The 19998-nt window shown below is 74.4% G+C and carries 23 protein-coding genes; 12 read left to right on the top strand and 11 right to left on the bottom strand.

The annotated features are described in order from the left end of the window. Positions 1-44: 44 nt before the first annotated feature. Entirely contained in the window at positions 45-539 is a 495-nt protein-coding gene (locus tag ACFWB8_RS24850) for a DUF3145 domain-containing protein (protein ID WP_054222907.1), read from the bottom strand. Positions 540-787: 248 nt separating this feature from the next. On the opposite strand from ACFWB8_RS24850, the gene ACFWB8_RS24845 reads away from it, so the two are divergent. After that, positions 788-1684 (top strand): SGNH/GDSL hydrolase family protein, encoded by an 897-nt coding sequence (locus tag ACFWB8_RS24845; RefSeq protein WP_385231090.1) that lies wholly within the window; start codon positions 788-790, stop codon positions 1682-1684. A gap of 88 nt (positions 1685-1772) precedes the next feature. Here ACFWB8_RS24845 and ACFWB8_RS24840 read toward each other — a convergent pair whose 3' ends face one another. After that, positions 1773-4211: a glycoside hydrolase family 3 protein gene (locus ACFWB8_RS24840; RefSeq protein ID WP_385231087.1), complete on the bottom strand. Its 2439-nt coding sequence runs from the start codon at positions 4209-4211 to the stop codon at positions 1773-1775. 154 nt (positions 4212-4365) lie between these two features. Here ACFWB8_RS24840 and ACFWB8_RS24835 point away from each other — a divergent pair, with 154 nt between their 5' ends. Further along, entirely contained in the window at positions 4366-4941 is a 576-nt protein-coding gene (locus ACFWB8_RS24835) for a TetR/AcrR family transcriptional regulator (protein ID WP_385231084.1), read from the top strand. A 62-nt stretch (positions 4942-5003) separates the two neighbouring features. Here the strand turns inward: ACFWB8_RS24835 and ACFWB8_RS24830 are convergent, their stop codons facing one another. Next, positions 5004-5153: a hypothetical protein gene (locus ACFWB8_RS24830; RefSeq protein WP_385231081.1), complete on the bottom strand. Its 150-nt coding sequence runs from the start codon at positions 5151-5153 to the stop codon at positions 5004-5006. A 6-nt stretch (positions 5154-5159) separates the two neighbouring features. Here ACFWB8_RS24830 and ACFWB8_RS24825 point away from each other — a divergent pair, with 6 nt between their 5' ends. Further along, positions 5160-5681, top strand: coding sequence for a LysR substrate-binding domain-containing protein (locus tag ACFWB8_RS24825; RefSeq protein WP_385231078.1), 522 nt, complete (start codon positions 5160-5162; stop codon positions 5679-5681). Beyond that, positions 5678-6391: a carbon-nitrogen hydrolase family protein gene (locus tag ACFWB8_RS24820; protein WP_385231075.1), complete on the top strand. Its 714-nt coding sequence runs from the start codon at positions 5678-5680 to the stop codon at positions 6389-6391. Before ACFWB8_RS24825 ends, ACFWB8_RS24820 begins: the two co-directional genes overlap by 4 nt. Here ACFWB8_RS24820 and ACFWB8_RS24815 read toward each other — a convergent pair. Continuing rightward, positions 6388-7071 carry a TetR/AcrR family transcriptional regulator gene (locus ACFWB8_RS24815; RefSeq protein WP_385231072.1) on the bottom strand — a complete coding sequence of 228 codons (684 nt, stop codon included), beginning with the start codon at positions 7069-7071 and terminating at the stop codon, positions 6388-6390. The two genes, ACFWB8_RS24820 and ACFWB8_RS24815, sit on opposite strands and share 4 nt — an antisense overlap. Before the next feature lie 108 nt (positions 7072-7179). Between ACFWB8_RS24815 and ACFWB8_RS24810 the strand changes: the two genes are divergently transcribed. After that, on the top strand, positions 7180-8022 hold the full coding sequence (locus ACFWB8_RS24810; RefSeq protein ID WP_385231069.1) for a patatin-like phospholipase family protein: 843 nt from the start codon (positions 7180-7182) through the stop codon (positions 8020-8022). Between the two features lie 7 nt (positions 8023-8029). On the opposite strand, the gene ACFWB8_RS24805 is transcribed toward ACFWB8_RS24810, so the two are convergent. From ACFWB8_RS24805 to ACFWB8_RS24795, 3 genes are all read right to left on the bottom strand, one after another. Further along, positions 8030-8839, bottom strand: coding sequence for an EI24 domain-containing protein (locus tag ACFWB8_RS24805; RefSeq protein WP_385231065.1), 810 nt, complete (start codon positions 8837-8839; stop codon positions 8030-8032). Positions 8840-8916: 77 nt separating this feature from the next. After that, positions 8917-9339, bottom strand: coding sequence for an organic hydroperoxide resistance protein (locus ACFWB8_RS24800; protein ID WP_385231062.1), 423 nt, complete (start codon positions 9337-9339; stop codon positions 8917-8919). Between the two features lie 64 nt (positions 9340-9403). After that, positions 9404-10423, bottom strand: coding sequence for an NADP-dependent oxidoreductase (locus ACFWB8_RS24795; RefSeq protein WP_385231059.1), 1020 nt, complete (start codon positions 10421-10423; stop codon positions 9404-9406). A 97-nt stretch (positions 10424-10520) separates the two neighbouring features. On the opposite strand from ACFWB8_RS24795, the gene ACFWB8_RS24790 reads away from it, so the two are divergent. Next, positions 10521-10943: a MarR family winged helix-turn-helix transcriptional regulator gene (locus tag ACFWB8_RS24790; protein WP_385231056.1), complete on the top strand. Its 423-nt coding sequence runs from the start codon at positions 10521-10523 to the stop codon at positions 10941-10943. A gap of 43 nt (positions 10944-10986) precedes the next feature. Here ACFWB8_RS24790 and ACFWB8_RS24785 read toward each other — a convergent pair whose 3' ends face one another. Then, a complete protein-coding gene (locus ACFWB8_RS24785) occupies positions 10987-11721 on the bottom strand; it encodes a hypothetical protein (protein WP_385231053.1) in 735 nt (244 codons plus the stop codon). A gap of 78 nt (positions 11722-11799) precedes the next feature. Here ACFWB8_RS24785 and ACFWB8_RS24780 point away from each other — a divergent pair, with 78 nt between their 5' ends. After that, the gene (locus ACFWB8_RS24780) at positions 11800-12462 is read left to right on the top strand and encodes a hypothetical protein (RefSeq protein WP_385231050.1); all 663 of its coding nucleotides are present in this window, start codon (positions 11800-11802) and stop codon (positions 12460-12462) included. On the opposite strand, the gene ACFWB8_RS24775 is transcribed toward ACFWB8_RS24780, so the two are convergent. After that, the gene (locus tag ACFWB8_RS24775) at positions 12459-13169 is read right to left on the bottom strand and encodes an esterase/lipase family protein (RefSeq protein ID WP_385231047.1); all 711 of its coding nucleotides are present in this window, start codon (positions 13167-13169) and stop codon (positions 12459-12461) included. The two genes, ACFWB8_RS24780 and ACFWB8_RS24775, sit on opposite strands and share 4 nt — an antisense overlap. A gap of 232 nt (positions 13170-13401) precedes the next feature. On the opposite strand from ACFWB8_RS24775, the gene ACFWB8_RS24770 reads away from it, so the two are divergent. Together ACFWB8_RS24770 and ACFWB8_RS24765 are read left to right on the top strand one after the other, a co-directional pair. Continuing rightward, positions 13402-14439, top strand: coding sequence for a rod shape-determining protein (locus ACFWB8_RS24770; protein ID WP_365927936.1), 1038 nt, complete (start codon positions 13402-13404; stop codon positions 14437-14439). Continuing rightward, a complete protein-coding gene (locus ACFWB8_RS24765) occupies positions 14436-15983 on the top strand; it encodes a GAF domain-containing protein (protein ID WP_385231044.1) in 1548 nt (515 codons plus the stop codon). Before ACFWB8_RS24770 ends, ACFWB8_RS24765 begins: the two co-directional genes overlap by 4 nt. Here the strand turns inward: ACFWB8_RS24765 and ACFWB8_RS24760 are convergent. Beyond that, entirely contained in the window at positions 15972-16415 is a 444-nt protein-coding gene (locus ACFWB8_RS24760; protein WP_385231041.1) for an Lrp/AsnC family transcriptional regulator, read from the bottom strand. The genes ACFWB8_RS24765 and ACFWB8_RS24760 overlap by 12 nt on opposite strands. A gap of 70 nt (positions 16416-16485) precedes the next feature. On the opposite strand from ACFWB8_RS24760, the gene ACFWB8_RS24755 reads away from it, so the two are divergent. Together ACFWB8_RS24755 and ACFWB8_RS24750 are read left to right on the top strand one after the other, a co-directional pair. Beyond that, positions 16486-17118: a LysE family transporter gene (locus ACFWB8_RS24755; protein ID WP_385231038.1), complete on the top strand. Its 633-nt coding sequence runs from the start codon at positions 16486-16488 to the stop codon at positions 17116-17118. 148 nt (positions 17119-17266) lie between these two features. Beyond that, positions 17267-18610 (top strand): carboxyl transferase domain-containing protein, encoded by a 1344-nt coding sequence (locus ACFWB8_RS24750; RefSeq protein ID WP_385231035.1) that lies wholly within the window; start codon positions 17267-17269, stop codon positions 18608-18610. Between the two features lie 30 nt (positions 18611-18640). On the opposite strand, the gene ACFWB8_RS24745 is transcribed toward ACFWB8_RS24750, so the two are convergent. Further along, entirely contained in the window at positions 18641-19519 is an 879-nt protein-coding gene (locus tag ACFWB8_RS24745; RefSeq protein WP_385231032.1) for a helix-turn-helix domain-containing protein, read from the bottom strand. Positions 19520-19567: 48 nt separating this feature from the next. On the opposite strand from ACFWB8_RS24745, the gene ACFWB8_RS24740 reads away from it, so the two are divergent. Then, positions 19568-19933, top strand: a complete 366-nt coding sequence (locus ACFWB8_RS24740; protein ID WP_385231029.1) for a cupin domain-containing protein — start codon at positions 19568-19570, stop codon at positions 19931-19933. Positions 19934-19998: the final 65 nt, after the last annotated feature.

Below are 19998 nucleotides of genomic sequence, written 5' to 3'. Positions count from 1 at the left end.
CCCGGCAGCTGCCGGGCGGGGGCCCTCGTACGTGTGCGGCCCGCTCAGACGACCTGGTGGAGCCAGCGCACCGGGGCGCCCTCGCCCGCGTAGCGGAAGGGCTCCAGCTCGTCGTCCCAGGGTTTGCCGAGCAGCTTGGCGATCTCGGCCTCCAGGTCGGTCTCGCCGAGCGCGGAGCGGGCGAGCGCGGCGCGCAGCCGGTCCTCCGGGATCAGGATGTCGCCGTGCATGCCGGTGACGGCGTGGAAGATGCCGAGCTCCGGAGTGGAGCTGTAGCGCTCGCCCTCGGCCGTCGGGCAGGGTTCCGCGGTCACCTCGAAGCGGAGCAGGTGCCAGCCGCGGAGCGCGGAGGCGAGTTTCGAGGCGGTGCCCGCTTCGGCCTGCCAGGAGAACTCGGCTCTCCAGGTGCCCGGGGAGGCGGGCTGCCTGATCCAGTCGAGGTTCACCCGCACCCCGAGCACGCCCGCAACAGCCCATTCCACATGCGGGCAGAGCGCGCGCGGTGCGGAATGCACGTACAGAACTCCACGTGTCGTCACCGGGACCTCCAGTGTGGGACGAGGTCGGGAATAAACTCCAGAAAACGGACAGTATGTGACGTGATGTAATTTACCGGAAATGAGCGGACATCGCGTCGCGGGACCTGCGGCCGAAACGCCACGGGAAAAAGCTACCGTGCGCCAGGGGTCATGGTGTGACGTACGGTCGCTCCAAGGCCCGTAAACGCAGAGCATTCACTCAGCAGGACGCCCCCGAATGATGCGGGGCGACGAGGAGGGACCACCCGATGCGCACCACCGCTCCGCGCCGCCGCGCGCGCCGGACTCTCGCGGGCGCGGGCGCGGCGGTCGTCGTACTCGCCGGCGCGCTCGGCGGGTGTTCGTCGGGCGGGTCGGCCACGGGGGGTGAGCGCGGGGCGCAGGGCGGGCCGCGGTGGAACACGGCGCCCGCCTCGATCGCGGCGGTGGGCGACTCCATCACACGTGGTTTCGATGCCTGTTCGGTGCTGGCCGACTGCCCGGAGGTCTCCTGGGCCACCGGCAACGACCCCGAGGTCCGCTCGCTCGCGGCCCGGCTGCTGGGTGACGCCGAGGTGCCCGCGCGCAGTTGGAACCTCGCGGTCACCGGCTCCCGGATGGCGGACCTGCCGGGGCAGCTGACCGCGGCCGCCGCGCACAGGCCCGACCTGGTCACGGTGATGGTGGGCTCGAATGACGCCTGCCGGCCGACGGCTTCCTCGATGACGTCCGTGGCCGCCTTCCGGGAGGGCTTCGAGAAGGCCCTGGCCGATCTGCGGGCCGCCTCGCCCGCCTCCCAGGTGTACGTCTCCAGCGTGCCGGACCTCCAGCGGCTGTGGGAGCAGGGCAAGGACGACCCGATGGTGCGCAAGATCTGGAGCCTGGGCATCTGTCAGTCGATGCTCGCCGACCCGCAGTCGGCGGCCGCCGGGGCGACGGCCCGGCGCGAGCAGGTGCGGGCGCGGGTGGTCGAGTACAACGAGGTGCTGCGCGAGGTCTGCGCGAAGGACGCACTGTGCCGCTACGACGGCGGCGCGGTGTTCCAGTACCCCTTCGGGGCGGAGCAGTTGAGCCGCTGGGATTGGTTCCACCCGGGCAAGGGCGGGCAGGCGCGGCTCGCGGAACTGGCGCACCGCCAGGTGACGGCGGCCGAGCCGCCGCGTTGACGTTTCCGTGCGCGGAAGGGTCCGGGGGCGGGTGTCAGGGCCCGCCCCCGGACCGGCTTTCAGGGGTGATTTCCGGCCATACGGTGTGTCAGGCGATGTCGAGCGTCGCGGTCAGCCGGGTGTCACCGTGCGAGTGGCTCGCGCGGACCTCGTAGGTGCCGCCGACGCGCTGCCAGCCGCGCGCGGCCTCGTCCCAGATCTCGAAGGCCCGGGCGGGCAGCGGGATCTCCACCTCGACGCTCTCGCCGGGCCCGGCCCCGACCCCGGCGAAGGCGGCGAGCCAGCTCGCCGGGCGCTCCACGCGGTCCCCGGCCGGAGCCAGGTAGACCTGGACGACCTCGCGGCCGGGCCGGGCGCCGGTGTTGGTGAGGCGGACCCGCGCGGCCGTGGCGGTGACCTCCAGCGACTCGTACGCCCAGTCGGTGTAGCCGAAGCCGTGCCCGAAGGGGAAGGCGGGGGCCACGCCCCGGGCCTCGTACGCCCGGTAGCCGATGAGGAGCCCCTCGCGGTACTCCAGGCGCCCCTCGGCCGGGACCACCTCGGTGACGGGGGCGTCGGCGAACTCCGCGGGCCAGGTGGTGGGCAGTCGCCCGCCCGGCTCCGCGGCGCCGAGGAGTACGTCGGCCAGCGCGGCCCCGCCCTCCTGCCCGGGGAACCAGGTCAGCAGGACGGCGGCCACGTCCTCGCGCCACGGGAGTTCCACCGGCGAGCCGGCGTTGACGACGACGACGGTGTTCGGGTTCGCGGCGGCGACGGCCCGGACCAGGTCGTTCTGCCGGCCCGGCAGAGTGAGGTCGCGCCGGTCGAAGCCCTCGGACTCCACGCGCTCGGTGGTGGCGACGACCACGATGGCGGTGTCGGCGGCGCGGGCCGCCTCCACGGCCTCGGCGATGAGCTCGTCGGCGTCGCGCCGCGGGCCGAGGTGGAGCAGGGAGAACATGATCGCCTTGAGCGGCAGCTCGCTCGTGTCGGGGACCTGGTAGGTCAGCGAGACCTCGACCGGCTCCCCCTCGGTGAGGGCGATGCGGGCGCGCTCGCTGGGGGCTCCGAAGAAGGCCTCGAAGGGGTCGGCCTCGTCGCCCATCTCCTGGACGCCGTCCCAGAGGGGCTGCCCGCCGACGGCGAGGGCGAAGGCGCCGAGTCCGCGGGTGCCGAAGGCGTGCTCGCCGCTCTCGCGCGGCAGGAACGTACCGGTGACCTCGATGCTCGCCATGGTCTCGTACGCGGCCCCCTCGGGCAGGTCGTCGCCGATCCACTGGACCTGGCCGGACGGGAGGCTGCCCTCGCCGAGGACCGCGCCGGAGGCGTCGCGGCAGATCGCGCGGAGGTCGAAGCCCTTGTCGGCGGCGCCTAGTTCCTCGGCGGGGTCGGCCCCGACGGCGAAGGTCAGCGCGCCGTCGGGGAGGGCCGCGGTGAGGCCGTCGAGCGGGGAGACGACGCGCTCGGGGAAGACGGTGGCCGAGCCGCCGCCGAGGACCCGGGCGTCGCGGGCGGCGGCGCCGAACAGGGCGACGGTGCCGCCGCCGGCGGGGTCGAGGGGCAGCGCGCCCTCGTTCCTGACCAGGACGAAGCCGCGGGCGGCGATCTCGCGGGCCAGCGCCTGGCCGTCGATCGGGGCCGGGGGCTCGGCGACGACGGCGGGCGCGCCCTCCAGGACGCCGACGCGGGCGGCGAGGCGCAGGACGTTGCGTACGGCGTCGTCCACGGCGGCTTCGGGGACCTCGCCGGCGCGGACGGCCTCGGCGAGCGGGGCGCCGTAGACGGTGGTCGGGCCGGGCATGGCCACGTCGAGGCCGCCGAGGATGTCGCCGGTGGTGGAGCGGGCGGCCATCCAGTCGGAGACGTTGTAGCCGTCGAAGCCCCATTCGCCGCGCAGGACTTCGTTGACCAGGTACCGGTGCTCGGTCATCGTCGTGCCGTTGACCTGGTTGTAGGCGGTCATGATGCCCCACGGGTGGGCATTGGCGACGATGGCCTCGAAGGGCGCCAGGTACAGCTCGCGCAGCGGGCGCGGGGCGATGACGCTGTCGACGGTGAAGCGCTCGGTCTCGGCGTCGTTGCCGACGAAGTGCTTGACGGTGGTGGCGACCCCGCCCTCCTGGACGCCGTTCACGTATCCGCTGCCGATGGCGCCGGTGAGGTACGGGTCCTCGGAGTAGCACTCGAAGTGGCGGCCGCCGAGCGGGGAGCGGTGCAGGTTGACGGTCGGCGCGAGGAGGACGTGGACGCCCTTGCGGCGGGCCTCCTGGGCGAGGAGCCGGCCGGCGCGGCGGGCGAGGGCGGGGTCCCAGGCGGCGGCGAGCGCGGTCGGGGAGGGCAGTGCGATGGACGGGTCGTCGGCGGTCCAGCGCACGCCGCGCACCCCGATGGGGCCGTCGGACATGACGAGGGACTTCAGCCCGATCTCGGGGACGGCGGGCAGGGACCACATGTCCTGGCCGGCCAGCAGCCGGGCCTTGGTGTCGAGATCCAGCTTGCCCAGTGCCGCCTCTGCGGCGTCTTCGCGGACCTGATCGGCATCGGTCACGGCCGTGCCTCCTCATCGAATGCGGTGCGTGCGGTGTGCGGTTGCCCCCATCGTGGACCTGTTCCCTGTAGAACGGTAGGGTTCGTAATCTGTTCGTGATCCGAGGATGTCGTACGGTCCTGCTGGCAGGTGGTGACGGAGAAGGGGGGCCACGATGGTCAGGGCGAGGAGCGAGGAGCGGCGCGAGGACATCGTCCGCGCCGCGGTCGAGGTGATCGCGGAGCGCGGCTACCGGGGCGCGTCCCTGGGCACGGTCGCCGAGCGCGTGGGCCTGACCCAGCAGGGGCTGCTGCACTACTTCCCCACCAAGGAGGCGCTGCTCGTCGCCGTCCTGGAGGAGCGCGACCGCTGGGACACCGGCGGCGGCCCGCGCGCCTCGGCCGGCCCTTGGCGCCTGGACCTGCTCGCGTCGCTGGTGGACTACAACGCGATGCGGCCGGGCATCGTGCAGACCTTCTCGGCGCTGCTGGGCGAGAGCGTCACCGACGGGCACCCGGCGCGGGAGTTCTTCACCGAGCGGTACGCGCAGGTGCGCGGCGAGATGGCGGAGGTCCTGCGCGCCGAGTTCGGCGAACGCCTCCCGTCGGGCCTCACCCCCGAACAGGCGGCCCCGCTGTTGACGGCGGTGATGGACGGCCTCCAGTACCAGTGGCTGCTGGCCCCGGAATCGGTGGACATGCCGGCCGCGTTCCGCTCCTTCCTGACCCTGCTGCGGGGGCCCGGCGCGTAGGCCCGGGGGCCGACCGGGCGTCCTTTCCCCTGCGGTCCGGCACGGGCTGGGAGACGGCGGCCCTACGGGCGGACGTGGCGGTCACCGCGGATCCGGGAGAGGTCCTGCCCCGCGAGGTCCGGGCGGGACTCCAGCGTGGCGCGGACCGCCTCCAGGATCGGCAGCCGGGCATGGGCGGTGGCCAGGGCCACGTCCTTCGCGGCCAGGGCCACCGGGAAGTGCGAGGCATCGGCGAACGTCCTCGCGACGGCGCCCGCGAGCGGCCCCTTGGCGAGCTCGGCACCTCCGGCCGGCCGCCCGCGGACTGCACCGCGCACCACCTGCTCGACGAGCGGATGTACGTGGCCCTGCCGCCCGGGCACCGCCTCGCCGGCCGCCGTGACGTGCGGCTGGCCGAACTCGCCGACGAGGAGTGGATCGCGGCCGGCCCCCGCCCCGAGGAGACCCTGCTGGAGAGCGCCGTCGCGGACGGTTTCCGCCCGCGCATGGGCTTCGCCGTCGCCGACTGGACGGCCAAACAGGGCTTCGTCGCCGCCGGGCTCGGCGTCACCCTGGTCCCGGCGCTCGCCGCCTGCGCCGCCCGGCCGGATCTGGCGCTGGTCTCCCTGCACCCCGAGGACGCCCCGCGCCGCCGGGTCTACGCGGCCACCCCGCGCGGGCTCGCCCCCTCCCCCGCCGTGGCGGCCTTCCTCGCCCTGCTGCGGGAGACCGCGGCCGGGCTGGCATCCTGGGACGCGTGAAGATCGCTGCCGCGCAGATGACCTGTGTTCCCGCCGACCCGGCCGCGAATGCCGCGCAGGCCGCGGAACTGGCCCGGCGGGCCCGGGAGCAGGGGGCCGCGCTGGTGGTGTTCCCCGAGTTGACCCTCACCGGCTACGAGTTGGCGGCCATCGCCGCCGATCCGGGGCTGTGCCTGGCCGACGCGGACGACCCCCGGCTCGACGGGATCCGCGGCGGCGGGATCGCCACCGCCGTCAATGTCGCCCTGCGCTCCGCCGACCCGCGGCGCCCCGTCCTCGCGACCCTGGTCCACGACGCGGACGGCGCGCACGTGACGACGTACGCCAAACGGCACCTGTACCGCCACGAGCAGGACGTCTTCGCGGCGGGCGAGCACCCCGGGCACTTCGAACTCGGCGGGATCCGCTTCTCCTTGGGCATCTGCTACGACAACCACTTCCCGGACGTGCCCGGCGCGGGCGTGGCGGCCGGCTGCCGGGTCCATCTGGCCTCCTCCCTGTACGGGACGGGCGAGGGGATCCACGAGCGTGCCACCGTCCACCCCGGGATCGCGCGGGACCACGGCCTGTACGTGGCGCTGGCCAACCACGTCGGCCCGGCCGGACCGTGGACGGGCTGCGGCGGCGCCGCCGTTTGGGCCCCGGGCGGAGCCCTGCTGGCCGCGGCGGACGACCGTACGCCGTCGGTCGTGACGGCGGAGGTCGCCTAGGACTTGCCGCGGTGCGGGCCCAGATCCCGTAGCACGGAACCGAGTTCCTCCGCGGTCAGGGCCGGCCCGGGCAGCGGGGCCGCCGGAGCGGTCGCCCGCAGCCCGTCGAGGAACAGCGCCAGAGGGCGGCGCCAGCCGTCGGGGGCCGTGGCCGCCAGGGCCGGGACGGCGCGGCCGAGCGCGGCGAGCGCGAGGAGCAGGTCCTCCACCGCGATGTCGGGCCGCACCGACCCCTGCCGCTGCGCGCGCCCGATCAGCAGGTCCACCGTCTCCCGGTTGTGCGCGTGGACGGCGTCCAGGGAGCGCACGCCCTCCACTCCCGTCGTCATCAGGTCGTTGGTGCCCCGGTCCGCGGCCAGTCCGGCGAACACGACGTCGAGGTAGCCGGTGAGCCCCTGCCAGGCGTCCGCCGCCGCCCGCGCCTGCTCCCCGGCGGCCACCGTGTGGGCGAGGGCGCCGCGGAAGACCTCGTCCACGAGCGCCGCGCGGCTCGGGAAGTGCCGGTACAGGGTGGCGTTGCCGACCCCGGCCCGGCGGGCGATGTCGTCGAGCGGGGCGTCCAGACCGTGGGCCGCGAAGGCCTCGCGCGCCGCCTCGACCAGCAGTTCACGGTTGCGCCGCGCATCGCGCCGTACCGGTACGGCCCGCTTCTCGGGCCGCTCTTCGCCGACTGCTGCCATCACCACTCCTCGGAGGTACCGGGGAGCATTCCCCGGTACCGATGCTATCGTCGGAAGCACAACCGGGGAGCACTCCCCGTTTCAGGCGGACCCGAAGGGGCGAGGGCCATGGCGGACACGGCGTTGGTGCTGGGCGGCGGCGGAGCCGTGGGCGGGGCCTGGGCGGTCGGCATGCTGGCCGGCCTGGCCGAGGCCGGACTCGACCTCTCCCGCGCCGACGTGATCATCGGCACCTCCGCGGGAGCGCTCATCGGCACCCGGATCGCCTCGGGCGTCCCGATCGAGGAGCTCTACGCGGAGAACCGCGCCGGGGAACGCACGGTCGACGTCACGGTCACCTTGCGCCAGACCGCCGCGTTCCTGCGGGCGGCACTCGGCTCGCGCGACCCGGAGCGCTCGGTCCGGCGGCTCGGACGGGCCGCACTGGCCTCCCGCACGGTCCCGGAGGCGGCCGTCTTCGACGCGATCGCCACCCTGCTGGGCGGCGAGGTGCCCCGGTGGCCCGAGCGCGACCTGCGCCTGACGGCGGTCGACGCGCGGACGGGGGAGCTGAAGGCCTTCGACGCGGGCTCGGGCATCACCCTGCGCGAGGCGCTCGCGGCGAGCTGCGCGGTGCCGGTGGTGTGGCCGCCCCTGTCGATCGCGGGCAGCCGCTGGATGGACGGCGGCTCCCGCTCGACCTCCAACGTCCACCTCGCCCGGGGCCACCGGCGCGTCGTCGCGATCGCGCCGATCCCCAAGGCGGTCGGACCGCACCCGAACGCCCACGAGCAGGGCGCCGCACTGGAGCGGGAGGGGTCACTGGTGGCCGTACTGTCCCCGGACCGCACCGCCCGCAAGGCCTTCGGCCGCAACATGCTGGACCAGACGCGCGGCCCCGGGGCCGCCCGCGCGGGCCGCGTCCAGGCGGCCGCCTGCGCGCAGGCCGTGGCCGCCGTCTGGCAGGACTGACCCGCCGTTACTGCGCCCCGGTGTCGGCGTCGGCGTCGACCTCGGTCGTCTCCTCAGCCGGCTCGGGCTCCGCCGGCTCCTGCGCCGGCACCAGGTCCCGCGCCATCAGCGTCGCCCCGGCCACCGCGCCCGGCATCAGGAAGACCGCCACCAGCGGCACCAGGAACGCCAGCACCAGCGGGACCCCGAAGCCGAGCACCAGCAGCCGCCGCGACCGCAGCAGCGCGAGCTGCCCGGCCAGGTCCATCCGGCGCCGCTGGAGCGCGACGGAGGTGAGCTCCTGGGTCAGGAAGTACCCGGAGACGCAGAACCCGAGCGCCGGGACCACGGTCTGCCCGACCACCGGGACGAAGCCGAGGGCGAAGAGCAGGATCCCGTACAGCAGCACCCGACCCAGGATCCGCAGGCTGTCCCGGGCCGCGATCCACAGCTCGCGCCAGAGCGTGAGCCCGGACCCGGGCACCTCGCCGCCCTCGCTCCGGTCGACCTGCTCCGAGAGGGACTCGTAGAACGGCTGGCCGATCAGCAGGGTCACGGCGGTGAAGGTGATCACCGCCAGGAAGAGTCCGAGACAGAAGACCAGGGCGGTCAGGAACCCGCGGAAGAGCCCCAGCCACGGCGTGGACCAGCCGTCGGCGAAGGGGGTGGCCCAGCCGGCCAGGTCATCGGCGCCGTAGCCGAGCCCGACCAGCGCGCCGGCGTACAGCACCAGCGACACCAGCCCCGGCAGCAGCCCGAAGCCGAGCCACCGGCCGTGCCTGAAAACCCATCGCTGGCCGGCCAGCAGATAGCCGAATCCCCCCGCAAGATCACGCATGGTTCCAGCTTAGGACGGCGAACGCCGAAGGCCGCACCCAGGTGTCCGGGTGCGGCCTTCGGGAAGCGGGTGCGAGATCAGACGGCGAGCTCGACCGTGATGTTGCCGCGGGTCGCCTTGGAGTACGGGCAGACCTCGTGGGCCTTCTCGATGAGGTCCTTGGCGGTGGCGGCGTCCACGTTCGGGATCACGGCGGAGATCTTGACGATCAGGCCGAAGCCGTCGTCGTTCTTGCCGATGCCGACCTCGGCGGTCACGGTGGAGCCGGAGATGTCGGCGTTCACGTTCTTCGCGACGACACCCAGGGCGCCCTGGAAGCAGGCGCTGTAACCGGCGGCGAACAGCTGCTCCGGGTTGGTGCCGGCGCCACTGCCACCGAGCGCCTTCGGCGGGTTCACGACCACGTCGAGCTGACCGTCGCTGGTGGCGACGCGGCCGTCACGGCCGTTCTCGGCGGTGGCGACAGCGGTGTACGCGACATCGGACTGCTGGATGGACATGTAAGAAGATCCTCCTGATATTCGCCGCGACTCGCGCCCACGATCGCAACGGTGTGGTGTGAGCCTAACCGGTGAAAGAAACGATCATCTTTCCGGTGTTCTCGCCGCGCAGCATTCCGAGGAAGGCGTCGGTCGCGTTCTCGATGCCCTCGAAGACCGTCTCGTCGTACCGCAGCTCGCCGGAGCGCAGCCAGCCGGCCACGTCCTGGACGAACTGCTGCTGCAGCCCGGTGTGGTCGCCGACCAGCACGCCCTGCAGGCGCAGCCGCTTGCCGATGACCAGGGCGAGGTTGCGCGGACCCGGGGTGGGCTCGGTGGCGTTGTACTGGGCGATGGCCCCGCACAGGGTGGCGCGGCCGTGCACCTTCAGGGAGGAGATGGCGGCCTCGAGGTGGTCGCCGCCGACGTTGTCGAAGTAGACGTCGATGCCCTCGGGGGCGGCGGACTTCAGCTGCTCGCCGACGGGGCCGTTCTTGTAGTTGAAGGCGGCGTCGAAGCCGTACTTCTCCGTGAGCAGCGTCACCTTCTCGTCGGAGCCGGCGGAGCCGATCACCGCGGAGGCGCCCTTGATCTTGGCGAACTGCCCGACGAGGCTGCCCACCGCGCCCGCCGCGCCGGAGACGAAGACGGAGTCGCCCTCCTTGAAGGAGGCGACCTCGAAGAGGCCGGCGTAGGCGGTCAGACCGGGCATGCCGAGCACGCCGAGGTAGGTGGAGAGCGGGGCCAGCGAGCCGTCCACCTTGGTGGCGTGCTTGGCGTCCACGTCCGCGTACTCGCGCCAGCCCAGCCCGTGCAGGACGTGGTCGCCGACCGCGAAGCGCTCGTCGGCGGAGGCCACGACCTCGCCGACCGCGCCGCCGTCCATGGGCTTGTCGAGCTGGAAGGGCGGGACGTAGGACTTCACGTCGTTCATCCGGCCGCGCATGTACGGGTCCACGGACATGTGCAGGTTGCGCACGAGGATCCGGCCGGGGGCCGGGGCCGCGACGGGCACCTCGCGCAGGGCGAAGTCCTCGGCGACGGGCCAGCCCTGCGGGCGGCGGACGAGGTGCCACTCGCGGCTGACGGCGGGGATCTCGGACATGCGGCGCTCCTGGGGTGGTGGAGGGAATGCTTCAGTAGGTGAAACAACCATGCGCCTGCATATTTCATGTTGTCAAGTAAATGGGTACGCTGGATCCATGCCCACTCGTCGCGCAGACCCCCTGACCCTTGAGGTCGTCGAGCTCATCGGCGACGTCGTGGCCCGCTACCACGAGGAGTACGAGCACGCGGCCGCCAGCCACCAGCTCACCGGCGCGCAGGCGCGCGTGCTGAACCTGCTGTCCTACGAGCCGACGGCGATGCGCAAGATCGCGCAGAAGCTGAAGTGCGAGCCCTCGAACATCACCGGCATCGTGGACCGCCTGGAGAGCCGTGGGCTGGTCGAGCGCCGCCCGGACCCGGCCGACCGCCGGGTGAAGCTGGCCGCCCCCACCGAGGAGGGTCTGCGGACCGCCGACCGGCTGCGCGAGTCGCTGGACTTCGCGCGCGAACCGCTGGCCGGGCTCTCCACGGCCGAGCGGGCGGTCCTGCGGGACCTGCTCAGGCGGATGCTGGGCTGACCCGGAGGCTCAGCAGCACCGGAAGCTCAGGAGCACCGGAAGCTCAGGAGCAGCCGAAGATCCAGAACACGCACGACCTCGTCGGCTTCGGCGTGGGCTGCGGCGCCGGGGGCTGCGGGGGCGTCCCGGGCGGCTGCGCGGTGCCGGAGGTGCTGGGTGCGGGCTGCCCCGACGTCGTGGGACGTACGGTTCCCCCCGGCCCGGGAGTCCCCTGCCCCGGGCCCGCCTTGCCCGACGCGGAGGCCGACGTCGCCGGTCCGGGAGCGCGGCTGCCCCCGGCACTCGCCCCCGGCCCGGCCGACTTCGTGGCACCGGCGGTGGCCTTCGCGGCCCCGGCGGCCTTCCCCGAAGGCAGCGCCGACGGCGCGGCGGGCGCGCCCTCCTGGCTCGGCAGGGCGTCCGGCGCCTTCGGACCGGCGTCGTCGGTCAGCACCACCGTGGCCGCCCGGTCGGAGCGCTGCCCGTCCATGGCCATCCGGGCCACCGCGAGCGAGCCCGCGGTGGCGAGCAGCAGCCCGAGCCCCATGGTCAGCACGGTCCGGCGGCGCCTGCGGTGCGTGACACGGCGGCGCGCACCCGCCCTGCGCTCGTTCGGCACGGACAGCACGACGAGCGAGTCGGCGTACACGTCGGCCAGCGCGGGCTGCGGCACGGACTCCCCCGCCACCGCGGCGGGCGGCACAGGCGCGGCGGGTATCAGGTACTCGGCCGGGGTCCCGCACCCGGCGCACGCCAGCGCGCCGTTGAGGTGCCTCCGGCAGGCGGGGCAGTAGTTCATAGGGCCCGCAGGCTACGTGGTCCGCGGCAACATCCGTATCCCGGATACGTAAGGATCCTGTGTGGAATCGTTGACTCCATGACAGCGAACCCGACACCGGGCACCCGGGGCCCCTTCGGGCCGGCCTCCTTCCAACTGGTGCTGCTGCGTCGGATGGCGGATTTCCAGCCCGGCCTCGCCGAAGAGGCCCGCCGCCGGCTCGGCGCCACGCTCGCCGAGCAGCGGGAGGCCAACAAGCGCTGGCAGGCGATGGCATTCGCCCGGACTCCGTCCGGGAGGGGGCCCCGCTCCCGCTCCCGCGGGGCGCTGGCCCGCTACCGGTCCGTGCTGGGCCCGCCCGAGTCCGCCGAACCCCGCACGATCGGCGATCTGGAGTGCGAGGCCCTGCTGTGGCCGCTGCCGCTCTGGCCGGACCTGCGCTTCGAGGTGCTGGCCGCGCCCGACGGGGCGGTGTGGAACGAGTGGCTGGTACGGGCCCCGGGCGCGCGGGGGCCCGTACTGGAATCGGCGCAGGACCTGCGGCCCTGGTCGGCGACGGTGGACGAGGTGGCGCGGGCCTTCGCCCCGGCGCGCCCGATGGAGGGCACCGCCCCGACCCGCTGGCGCCTCGCGTTCACCGCGCGGGGCAGGCCGTGCGTGGCGGAGTTCACGTACGGCCTGCTCCAGGAGGTCTCGATCGCGGGCGCGGACGAGAGCGGGGACGAGAGCGCGGACGAGAGCGACGCGGACGGGTCGGCCTAGGAGCGAAGGAAGGCGCGCACGGCCGCCGAGGTGGCGTCGTCGCCCAGCAGGTCGTTGTGCTTGAGGCAGCCGACCGGCGTGTTGGCCGCCCCGGCCAGCGGGACGCTGTCGTCGGGGTTGACGACCTCGTCGCAGTTCGACCAGAAGGTCGCGTACGCGACCGCACCGGGGGTCTCGTCGCCGGAGTTCAGGTTCTTCACGACGTACGACCCGGGTGTCATGTCCCGGCACGCCTGGTCCCACAGGGCGCAGGCCCACGCCGTGGAGGTGCCCCGGTTGGGCCCGGCCAGCGAGACCCAGTGGCCCACGGCCCGGTCGCCGCCGCCGAACTTCACGTACCAGCGGCTGACGAGCGAGCCGAAGGAGTGCGCGACCACGTCCACCTTGGCGGCGCCGGTCTGCCGGCGGACCTGGTCGGCGTACGCGCCGAGCCGCCCGGCCAGGACCTCGTTGACGGACTGGTGGGTGTCGTACGCCCACGAGAAGAGCTCGGAGTCGCCGTACCCGTCGGCCCGCAGGTCCTCGCGCAGTGCGCCCCAGACGCCCGGATCGGCGTTGTAGCCGTGCACGAAGACCACCGGATTGCGCGATGACGCCTGGTCAGCGGCCTTGGCTGTCACCCGTTCGGCGGAGTGGGCCGGGAAGGGCGCGAGCAGCGCCAGGCAGAGCGTCAGGAGCGCGAGCGGTCTCTGGCGGGCCGTCAGCATCGGGTCCCCTTTACCTTGTTACGCGTGAGTAGCGTGTGCGGTGCGCGCATCGTCGTGCCTGTCGGTACAGAAATCCACCCCCCTGCAGCACCCCGAGAGGCATTCCGGCACCTGACGGCATCCCCCAGCCGGAGCATCAAATCGGGCAATACGCCTATCGGACCCGACAAGATACGAAGGTGACCGGCACCCCGCCGGCCGTCTTGCGTCAGCGCTCTCGGGAGGATCTGCCGTGACCGTCAGTCTTGAGCAGTTGCGCCGCTGCCACGTCGCCGTCGACCTCGGAGCGGCCCGGACCCGCGTGTACGTCAAGGGCGCCGGCCTGGTCGTGGACGAGCCCAGCGTCGCCGCGGTGAACACGCGGACCGGCGCACTCATCGCCGTCGGCACCTTCGCCGAGCGGATGACCGGCCGCACGCCCGACTACATCCGGGTCGTACGCCCCGTCTCCGGCGGCACCGTCGTGGACATCGAGATGGCCCAGCGCATGCTGCGCCACCTCCTCGGCGAGAAGCTCCGGCGCGCCCTGCGCCGCAAGCCGCGGCTGCGGGCCGCCGCCTGCACCCCGCACGACGCCGACCCGCTGGCCCAGCGCGCGGCCGTCGAAACCCTCGTCGGGCTCGGCGCCCGCCGCGTCGAACTGGTCGACACCCTGATCGCGGCGGCCGTCGGCTGCGGCCTGCCCGTGGAGCAGCCGACCGCGACGATGATCATGGTGTGCGGGGCCGCGGCCACCCAGGTCGCCGTCCTCTCCCTCGGCTCGATCGTCACCGCCGAGCGGATCCCCGTCGGCGGCGAGGCCATCGACCACGCGGTGGTCCAGCACCTGCGCCACGCCCACGAGCTGATGCTGCCCAGCCAGGCCGTCCGGCCCCTCCAGCTGGCCCTGCACGGCAACGGCATCACCGCCGAGGGCCCGGCCTCCACCCTGATCCACGGCCGCGACGTGGCCACCGGCCTCGCCCGCTCCGTGCACGTGGACACCGCCGCCGTCCGCGACGCCATCCACACCCCGCTGACCGCCGTGCTCGACGGCATCGGCAAGGTGCTCCGGGACTGCCCCCCGGACCTGGTCGCCGACCTGACCGACCGGGGGATCATGATGGTGGGCGGCAGCGCCCTGCTGCCGGGCCTGGACCAGATGCTGCGCGACGCCACCGGGATGCCCGTGGCCATCGCCGAGCGGCCGGACGTGTGCGCCGTCCTCGGTCTCGGCATGATGCTCGAGGGAAAGATCGCCCCCATGGTCCTCAACCCGCTGGCCGAATGACGCACCACGAGCCGTCGAGCCTCCCGGTCCTGCTGGAGGCGGTTCTGAGCGTCGGCTCCGAAGTCGAGCTGCACGCCACCCTCCAGCACATCGTGGACTCGGCGGCCGAGCTCTGCGCGGCACGCTACGGCGCGCTCGGGGTCGTCGACCCCGAGCGCGTCCGGCTGACCGAGCTGTTCACGACCGGCCTGACCGAAGCCGAACGGGCCGCGATCCCCCGGCTGCCGGACGGCCGCCGCGGCCTGCTCGGCACGCTCGTCAGCGACCCCCGCCCGCTCATGCTGGCGGACCTCGCCGAGGACCCCCGCTCGGCGGGATTCCCACCCGGCCATCCCCCCATGCGCAGCTTCCTCGGCGTCCCGATCCGGGTGCACACCGAGGTGTTCGGCAACCTCTACCTCACCGAGAAGCGGGGCGGCGGCCCCTTCACGGACGAGGACCTCGCGCTGATGCGCGTCCTGGCCTCCCAGGCGGGCATAGCGATCGGCAACGCCCGTCTGTACGAGACCGCGCGCCGCCGGGAGCGCTGGATCGAGGGCGCCGCCGCGGTGACCACCACCCTGCTGGCCGGCCGCCCGGCCGCGGACGCGCTGATGTGCGTGGCCGAACGGGCGCGGCTGCTCGCGGACGCCGCGGCCGGCGTGGTCCTCCAGCCGACCCCGGAGGGCGGGATGGAGATCGTGGCCGCCTCCACGCACGGCGACCCCGGGGACCTGGTGGGCACGGCCATCGCGCCCGGTTCTCCCGTGCTGGAACAGCTCCTCGGCGGCGAGCCGGTCTTCATAGAGGATTCCGCCACCGACCCCCGGATGACCACGCACGTACGGGAGCGCTTCGGGCCCAGCATGATGCTTCCGCTGCAGAGCGGCGGCCAGCTGATCGGCACCCTGGCCCTGCCGCGGGCCCGGGGCGGCCCGCCGTACGACGCGGTCGACCGGCTGCTGGCCTCGCAGTTCGCCTCGCAGGCCGCGCTGGCCCTCGTACTGGCGGACGCCCAGCACGACCGGGAGCAGCTCGCCGTCTACGAGGACCGCGACCGGATCGCGCGGGACCTGCACGACCTGGTGGTGCAGCGGCTGTTCGCCACCGAGATGATGCTGGAGAGCACCCGGCGCCGGGCCGCGAACGCGCCGACCGGGGACACCGTGGGCGAGGAGCTCAGCCGGGCGGTCGACGAGCTGGACTCCACCATCCAGGAGGTCCGCACGGCCATCTTCGCCCTCCAGCAGCCGCCGACGGACGCCCCGACGACCTTCCGGGGCCGGGTCCTGCGGGAAACCGGCGGGGCGGCGGTCCTGTTCGGCTTCCAGCCGTCGGTGCGCTTCGCGGGCGCGGTGGACGCGCTGCTGTCCGAGCCGGTGGCGGGTGACCTGCTGGCGGCGCTGCGCGGTGCGCTGGCCGCGGCGCACCGGCGCAGCGAGGTGACGTCCATCGAGGTGGACGTGGACGCGTCCCCGGCCCGGGTCCACCTCACGGTGTCGGACGACGGCCGCACGGAGACCGGGACCCGGGGGACGACCGTGACGTGGGAGTCAGCGCTGTAGGGGAGGCCGGGTGGCGGCGCGCAGCGCGATCCGGGTGCTGGAATGGGCGACGCCGGCCTCCCGCTTGAGCCGCCGCAGCAGGGAGTCGAGCGCCGCGGGGTCGGCGGCCCGGGCCCGTACGAGGTAGTCGTGCTCCCCCGTGACGTGCACCACCTCGGTGATCCCGGGCAGCTTGGCCACCCGCTGCTCGAACTCCTCGTTGGTGGTGTCCTGGCGCAGGGTGAGGTCGATGAAGACCACCAGCCCGCCCCTGGTGTCGGCCGCCGGATCCACCACGACGGTGAATCCCCTGATCACGCCGTCGCGGCGCATGCGGCGCACCCGGTCCGCGGTGGCGTTCGCGCTGAGCCCGACGCGGACGCCGAGGTCGCGGTACGAGATCCGCGCATCCTCCTGCAAGATGCCGAGGATTTCCCTGTCGAGGCCGTCCATACCGCGATTCTCGCAGCCGACGCCGTTAATCGCGCCCGTTCCCCGGCTCCGGGCGGGGACCCTCGCCCCCATGAACGAACTGCTGACACCGGCCCTGGCCGGGGCCGCCGCGGGCCTGGGCGTGGCGATGCCGATGGGTGCGATGAGCGTGCTGCTGCTCCAGGAGGCACTGCGCGACCGCCGCGCGGCGGTGGCCGCGGCGGCCGGCATCGCGACCGTGGACCTCGGCTACGCGGCCCTGGCCACCGCCCTCGGCCCCTGGGTCGCCTCCCACGTCTCCCCGGTCGAAGCCTGGGTCCGCCTCACCTCGGCGGCGATCCTCATCGCCATCGCCGCCCACGGCCTCCTCTCCTCCCGCGGCGGGGCGCCGGCCGGGGAGGACGCTCCGGACGGGGCCGGGGTCGGGGTCGGGGCGTTGCGGGCGTACGGCAAGTACGTCGGGCTGACGGTCGTGAACCCCACCACCGCGCTCTACTTCGCCGCGCTCACCACTGCCCAGGGCGCGAGCCTGCGCGGCGGCGGCGCCGGGGCCGCCTTCCTCGTCGGTGTCGGGCTCGCCTCCCTGCTCTGGCAGCAGGCGCTCGTCGCCCTCGGCGCCGTCGCGGCCGGCCGGATCTCCGCCACCGCCCGCACCTGGACCTTCCGCCTCGGCTACGGCCTCGTCGCCGCCTACGCCCTGAAGATCGCCTTCCCGCTGCCGTAGACCGCGCCCGGCCTGGCTCGGCACGGCACGGCACCCGTCGGATCGGCGCGGCGCGGCTCCGACAAGTCCCGCCGGGGCCAGTCGACTTGCGGGCCAGGTGTGATCCAGTCGACAGGCCCGGGCCCCCGGCACCGCCTAGGGTGACTGCGTGACGACCCGCCTCTCGGCCCGCGCGGCCATCGCCTCCGTGACCGACCCCGGCACCTTCGCCGAACTCCCCGCGCCGCAGAGGGAGTCCGCCCCGGACGGGCCCCTCGGCTGGAGCGGGTACGACGACTCCCGCGAACGCGCCGCCGCGCGGACCGGCGAGCGGGAGTCCGTGATCACCGGCACGGCCCTGCTCGGCGGCTTCCGGGCCACCGTGATCTCCTTCGAGTTCGGCTTCCTCGGCGGCTCCCTCGGCGAACGCACCGGCGACCGGCTCGAAGCCGCGTACGCCCATGCCCGCGAGCACCGCCTTCCCCTCGTCTCCCTGATCGCCACCGGCGGCTCCCGCATGCAGGAGGGCATGCTCGCGCTGACCCAACTCCAGCGCGTGGCCCGCCAGTGCGTCCTCACCCGCGCCGCCGGGCTCCCGCAGATCGCCGTGCTCCGCGATCCCACCACCGGCGGCGGCTGGGCCACCCTCGGCGCCGGGGCCGACGTGATCCTCGCGCTGCCCGGCGCCCAGGTCGGCTTCGCGGGCTCCCGGGTGCGGCCGGCCGACGCGGACCCGGCGGCCTACACCGCCGAAGGGCAGTACGCGGCCGGGCACGTGGACGCCGTCGTGCCCGCCGCCGACATGCCCGCGGCCCTCGCCGACTGGCTCCGCGTACTGGCCGCGCCGCGCGCCGCCGAGCCCGTCGAGCCCCCGGCCGCACTGGCCGACGTCACGCCGCCCCTGACCGGCTGGGACGCCGTCCGGCAGGCCCGGCACCCCGGGCGGCCGCACGCCGAGGCGTACCTGGACGCGTACTTCGAGCTGCGCCTGCCCCTGTCCGGCGACCGCGCGGGCGCCACCGACCCCGGGATGCTGTGCGGCTTCGGGCTGCGGGAGGGCCGGGCCGTGGCGTACGCCGCCCAGTGCGGCACCGCGACCCGCCCGGCGGGCTACCGTACGGCGGCCCGGGTCATCCGCCTCGCGGACCGGCTCGGCGTCCCCGTCCTCACCCTGGTCGACACCCCCGGCGCGGCCAACGACGCCGCCGCCGAACACGCGGGCGCGGGCGCCGCCATCGCGGACACCTTCGCGGCGGTGGCGGCGGCCGGGGTCCCCGTCACCACCCTCCTCATCGGCGAGGGCGGCTCGGGCGGGGCCCTCGCCCTGGCCGCGCCGGGGAACACGTGGGTCACCCCGGACAGCTACTTCTCGGTCATCGCCCCGGAGTTGGCGGCGGCGATCCTCAAGCGCCCCGCGCAGGAAGCCCCCGCGACGGCGGACCAGCTGCGCATCCGCCCCCAGGACCTGGTGGCGCTGGGCGTGGCCCGCGGCGTGGTGCACCGCAAGGGCTGAGCCGCCGCGGTCGCGTGCCAGCCGAACCCTTCACGACCGGCCGGACCGGGCGGAGGGGGCGGACCGGCCGGAGCGGGCGAACCGGGCCGGGCTGGTCCCCACGTGCCGCCCGAAGTGCCGCGTCAGGTGCGCCTGGTCGTGGAACCCGGCCGCCGTCGCCGCCTGCGCCGGCGGCATCCCCGCCAGCAGCAGCCGCCGCGCCACCGCCACCCGGCGCCCGACCAGGTACGCGTGCGGCGGCAGCCCGAACGCCTGCCGGAAGCTCCGGATCAGGTGGGTGGGATGGGCGTGTCCCAGTAGCGCGGAAGCCTCCTGGAGGGTGATCCCGCCGATGACCCGCGCATCGAGCAGCTCGCGCAGTCGGACGGCGGTCCCCGTGCTCGGAGCCCCGTACGAAAGGTCCCCCCGCCCCGGCCCGCGCCCGGCCGCCTCCAGTCGGCCGCGCAGCCGCTCCTGCACCAGGGCGAGTCGCGACTGCGCCTCCAGCACGTCCACCGCCCCGGCGGGCAGTTCCGGCGAGCCCAGCGCCCGGTGCAGCCGGTGGACGCCGTCGCGCAGCGCGGCGTCGGCCAGCAGCGGCGCGTCGACGGCGGCCCCGGTCAGCGCCTCGGGCAGCACGGAGGTGTCGAGGTAGAGCACCCGCTTGCGAAAGCCCGCCTCGGTGACGGTGCGCCCGTCGTGCACCACCCCGGGCGGCAGCAGCACCACCGTGTCGCAGACGCCCGTGCCGTGCCGCTCCCGGTCGAGGGCGAAGTCCACCCGGCCGCCGTCCAGGATCATCAGCGCCCAGGTGTCGTGCACGTGGGACGGGTACGCGTGCTCGGTGAAGCGGGCGTGGAAGACCTCGGCGATGCCCGGCACCGGTGGCTGCCAGGCGGAGACGGTGCTGGGCGGACGTATCGCGGCCATGTCAGGAACGTACAAGACCGCGGGACGGCCGGCCGGGAGCCTTGGCCCATGACCACACAGCAGGCAGTGAACATCGCGCGGAAGCTGTCCGAGTTCGACGAGCAGTGGGCCCCTCGACGCATCGCCCGCGTCAACGACTACGAGGTCAAGATCGCCAAGCTCCAGGGCGAGTTCGTCTGGCACACGCACGAGGACACCGACGAGCTCTTCCTCGTGATCAGCGGGACCCTCACCATCCAGCTCCGGGACGGGGACGTCGTGCTCGGTGCCGGGGAGATGTACGTGGTCCCGCGCGGGGTGGAGCACTGCCCGCGGGCCGGCGCGGAGGCGGCGATCCTGCTGTTCGAGCCGACCGGCACCGTCAACACCGGCGACGCGGGCGGCGACCGCACCCGGGAGCCGGTCGACGCCTGAGCCCGGTCGACGCCTGAGCCCGGGCGCGCGGGGCGGCGGGCTCGGGGCGGCGGGCTCAGGGCGGC

Source organism: Streptomyces sp. NPDC060031 (assembly GCF_042736805.1).
In the GTDB taxonomy this organism is placed as follows: Bacteria; Actinomycetota; Actinomycetes; order Streptomycetales; family Streptomycetaceae; genus Streptomyces.
This window is presented reverse-complemented; position numbering and strand designations above follow the sequence as displayed.

What these genes read in the sequence shown, in the direction of transcription:
- ACFWB8_RS24845 (WP_385231090.1), top strand. Translation starts at nt 788, where the DNA reads ATGCGCACCACCGCTCCGCGCCGCCGCGCGCGCCGGACTCTCGCGGGC.
- ACFWB8_RS24835 (WP_385231084.1), top strand. Translation starts at nt 4,366, where the DNA reads ATGGTCAGGGCGAGGAGCGAGGAGCGGCGCGAGGACATCGTCCGCGCC.
- ACFWB8_RS24815 (WP_385231072.1), bottom strand. Translation starts at nt 7,071, where the DNA reads ATGGCAGCAGTCGGCGAAGAGCGGCCCGAGAAGCGGGCCGTACCGGTA.
- ACFWB8_RS24810 (WP_385231069.1), top strand. Translation starts at nt 7,180, where the DNA reads ATGGCGGACACGGCGTTGGTGCTGGGCGGCGGCGGAGCCGTGGGCGGG.
- ACFWB8_RS24805 (WP_385231065.1), bottom strand. Translation starts at nt 8,839, where the DNA reads ATGCGTGATCTTGCGGGGGGATTCGGCTATCTGCTGGCCGGCCAGCGA.
- ACFWB8_RS24800 (WP_385231062.1), bottom strand. Translation starts at nt 9,339, where the DNA reads ATGTCCATCCAGCAGTCCGATGTCGCGTACACCGCTGTCGCCACCGCC.
- ACFWB8_RS24795 (WP_385231059.1), bottom strand. Translation starts at nt 10,423, where the DNA reads ATGTCCGAGATCCCCGCCGTCAGCCGCGAGTGGCACCTCGTCCGCCGC.
- ACFWB8_RS24790 (WP_385231056.1), top strand. Translation starts at nt 10,521, where the DNA reads ATGCCCACTCGTCGCGCAGACCCCCTGACCCTTGAGGTCGTCGAGCTC.
- ACFWB8_RS24785 (WP_385231053.1), bottom strand. Translation starts at nt 11,721, where the DNA reads ATGAACTACTGCCCCGCCTGCCGGAGGCACCTCAACGGCGCGCTGGCG.
- ACFWB8_RS24780 (WP_385231050.1), top strand. Translation starts at nt 11,800, where the DNA reads ATGACAGCGAACCCGACACCGGGCACCCGGGGCCCCTTCGGGCCGGCC.
- ACFWB8_RS24775 (WP_385231047.1), bottom strand. Translation starts at nt 13,169, where the DNA reads ATGCTGACGGCCCGCCAGAGACCGCTCGCGCTCCTGACGCTCTGCCTG.
- ACFWB8_RS24765 (WP_385231044.1), top strand. Translation starts at nt 14,436, where the DNA reads ATGACGCACCACGAGCCGTCGAGCCTCCCGGTCCTGCTGGAGGCGGTT.
- ACFWB8_RS24760 (WP_385231041.1), bottom strand. Translation starts at nt 16,415, where the DNA reads ATGGACGGCCTCGACAGGGAAATCCTCGGCATCTTGCAGGAGGATGCG.
- ACFWB8_RS24755 (WP_385231038.1), top strand. Translation starts at nt 16,486, where the DNA reads ATGAACGAACTGCTGACACCGGCCCTGGCCGGGGCCGCCGCGGGCCTG.
- ACFWB8_RS24745 (WP_385231032.1), bottom strand. Translation starts at nt 19,519, where the DNA reads ATGGCCGCGATACGTCCGCCCAGCACCGTCTCCGCCTGGCAGCCACCG.
- ACFWB8_RS24740 (WP_385231029.1), top strand. Translation starts at nt 19,568, where the DNA reads ATGACCACACAGCAGGCAGTGAACATCGCGCGGAAGCTGTCCGAGTTC.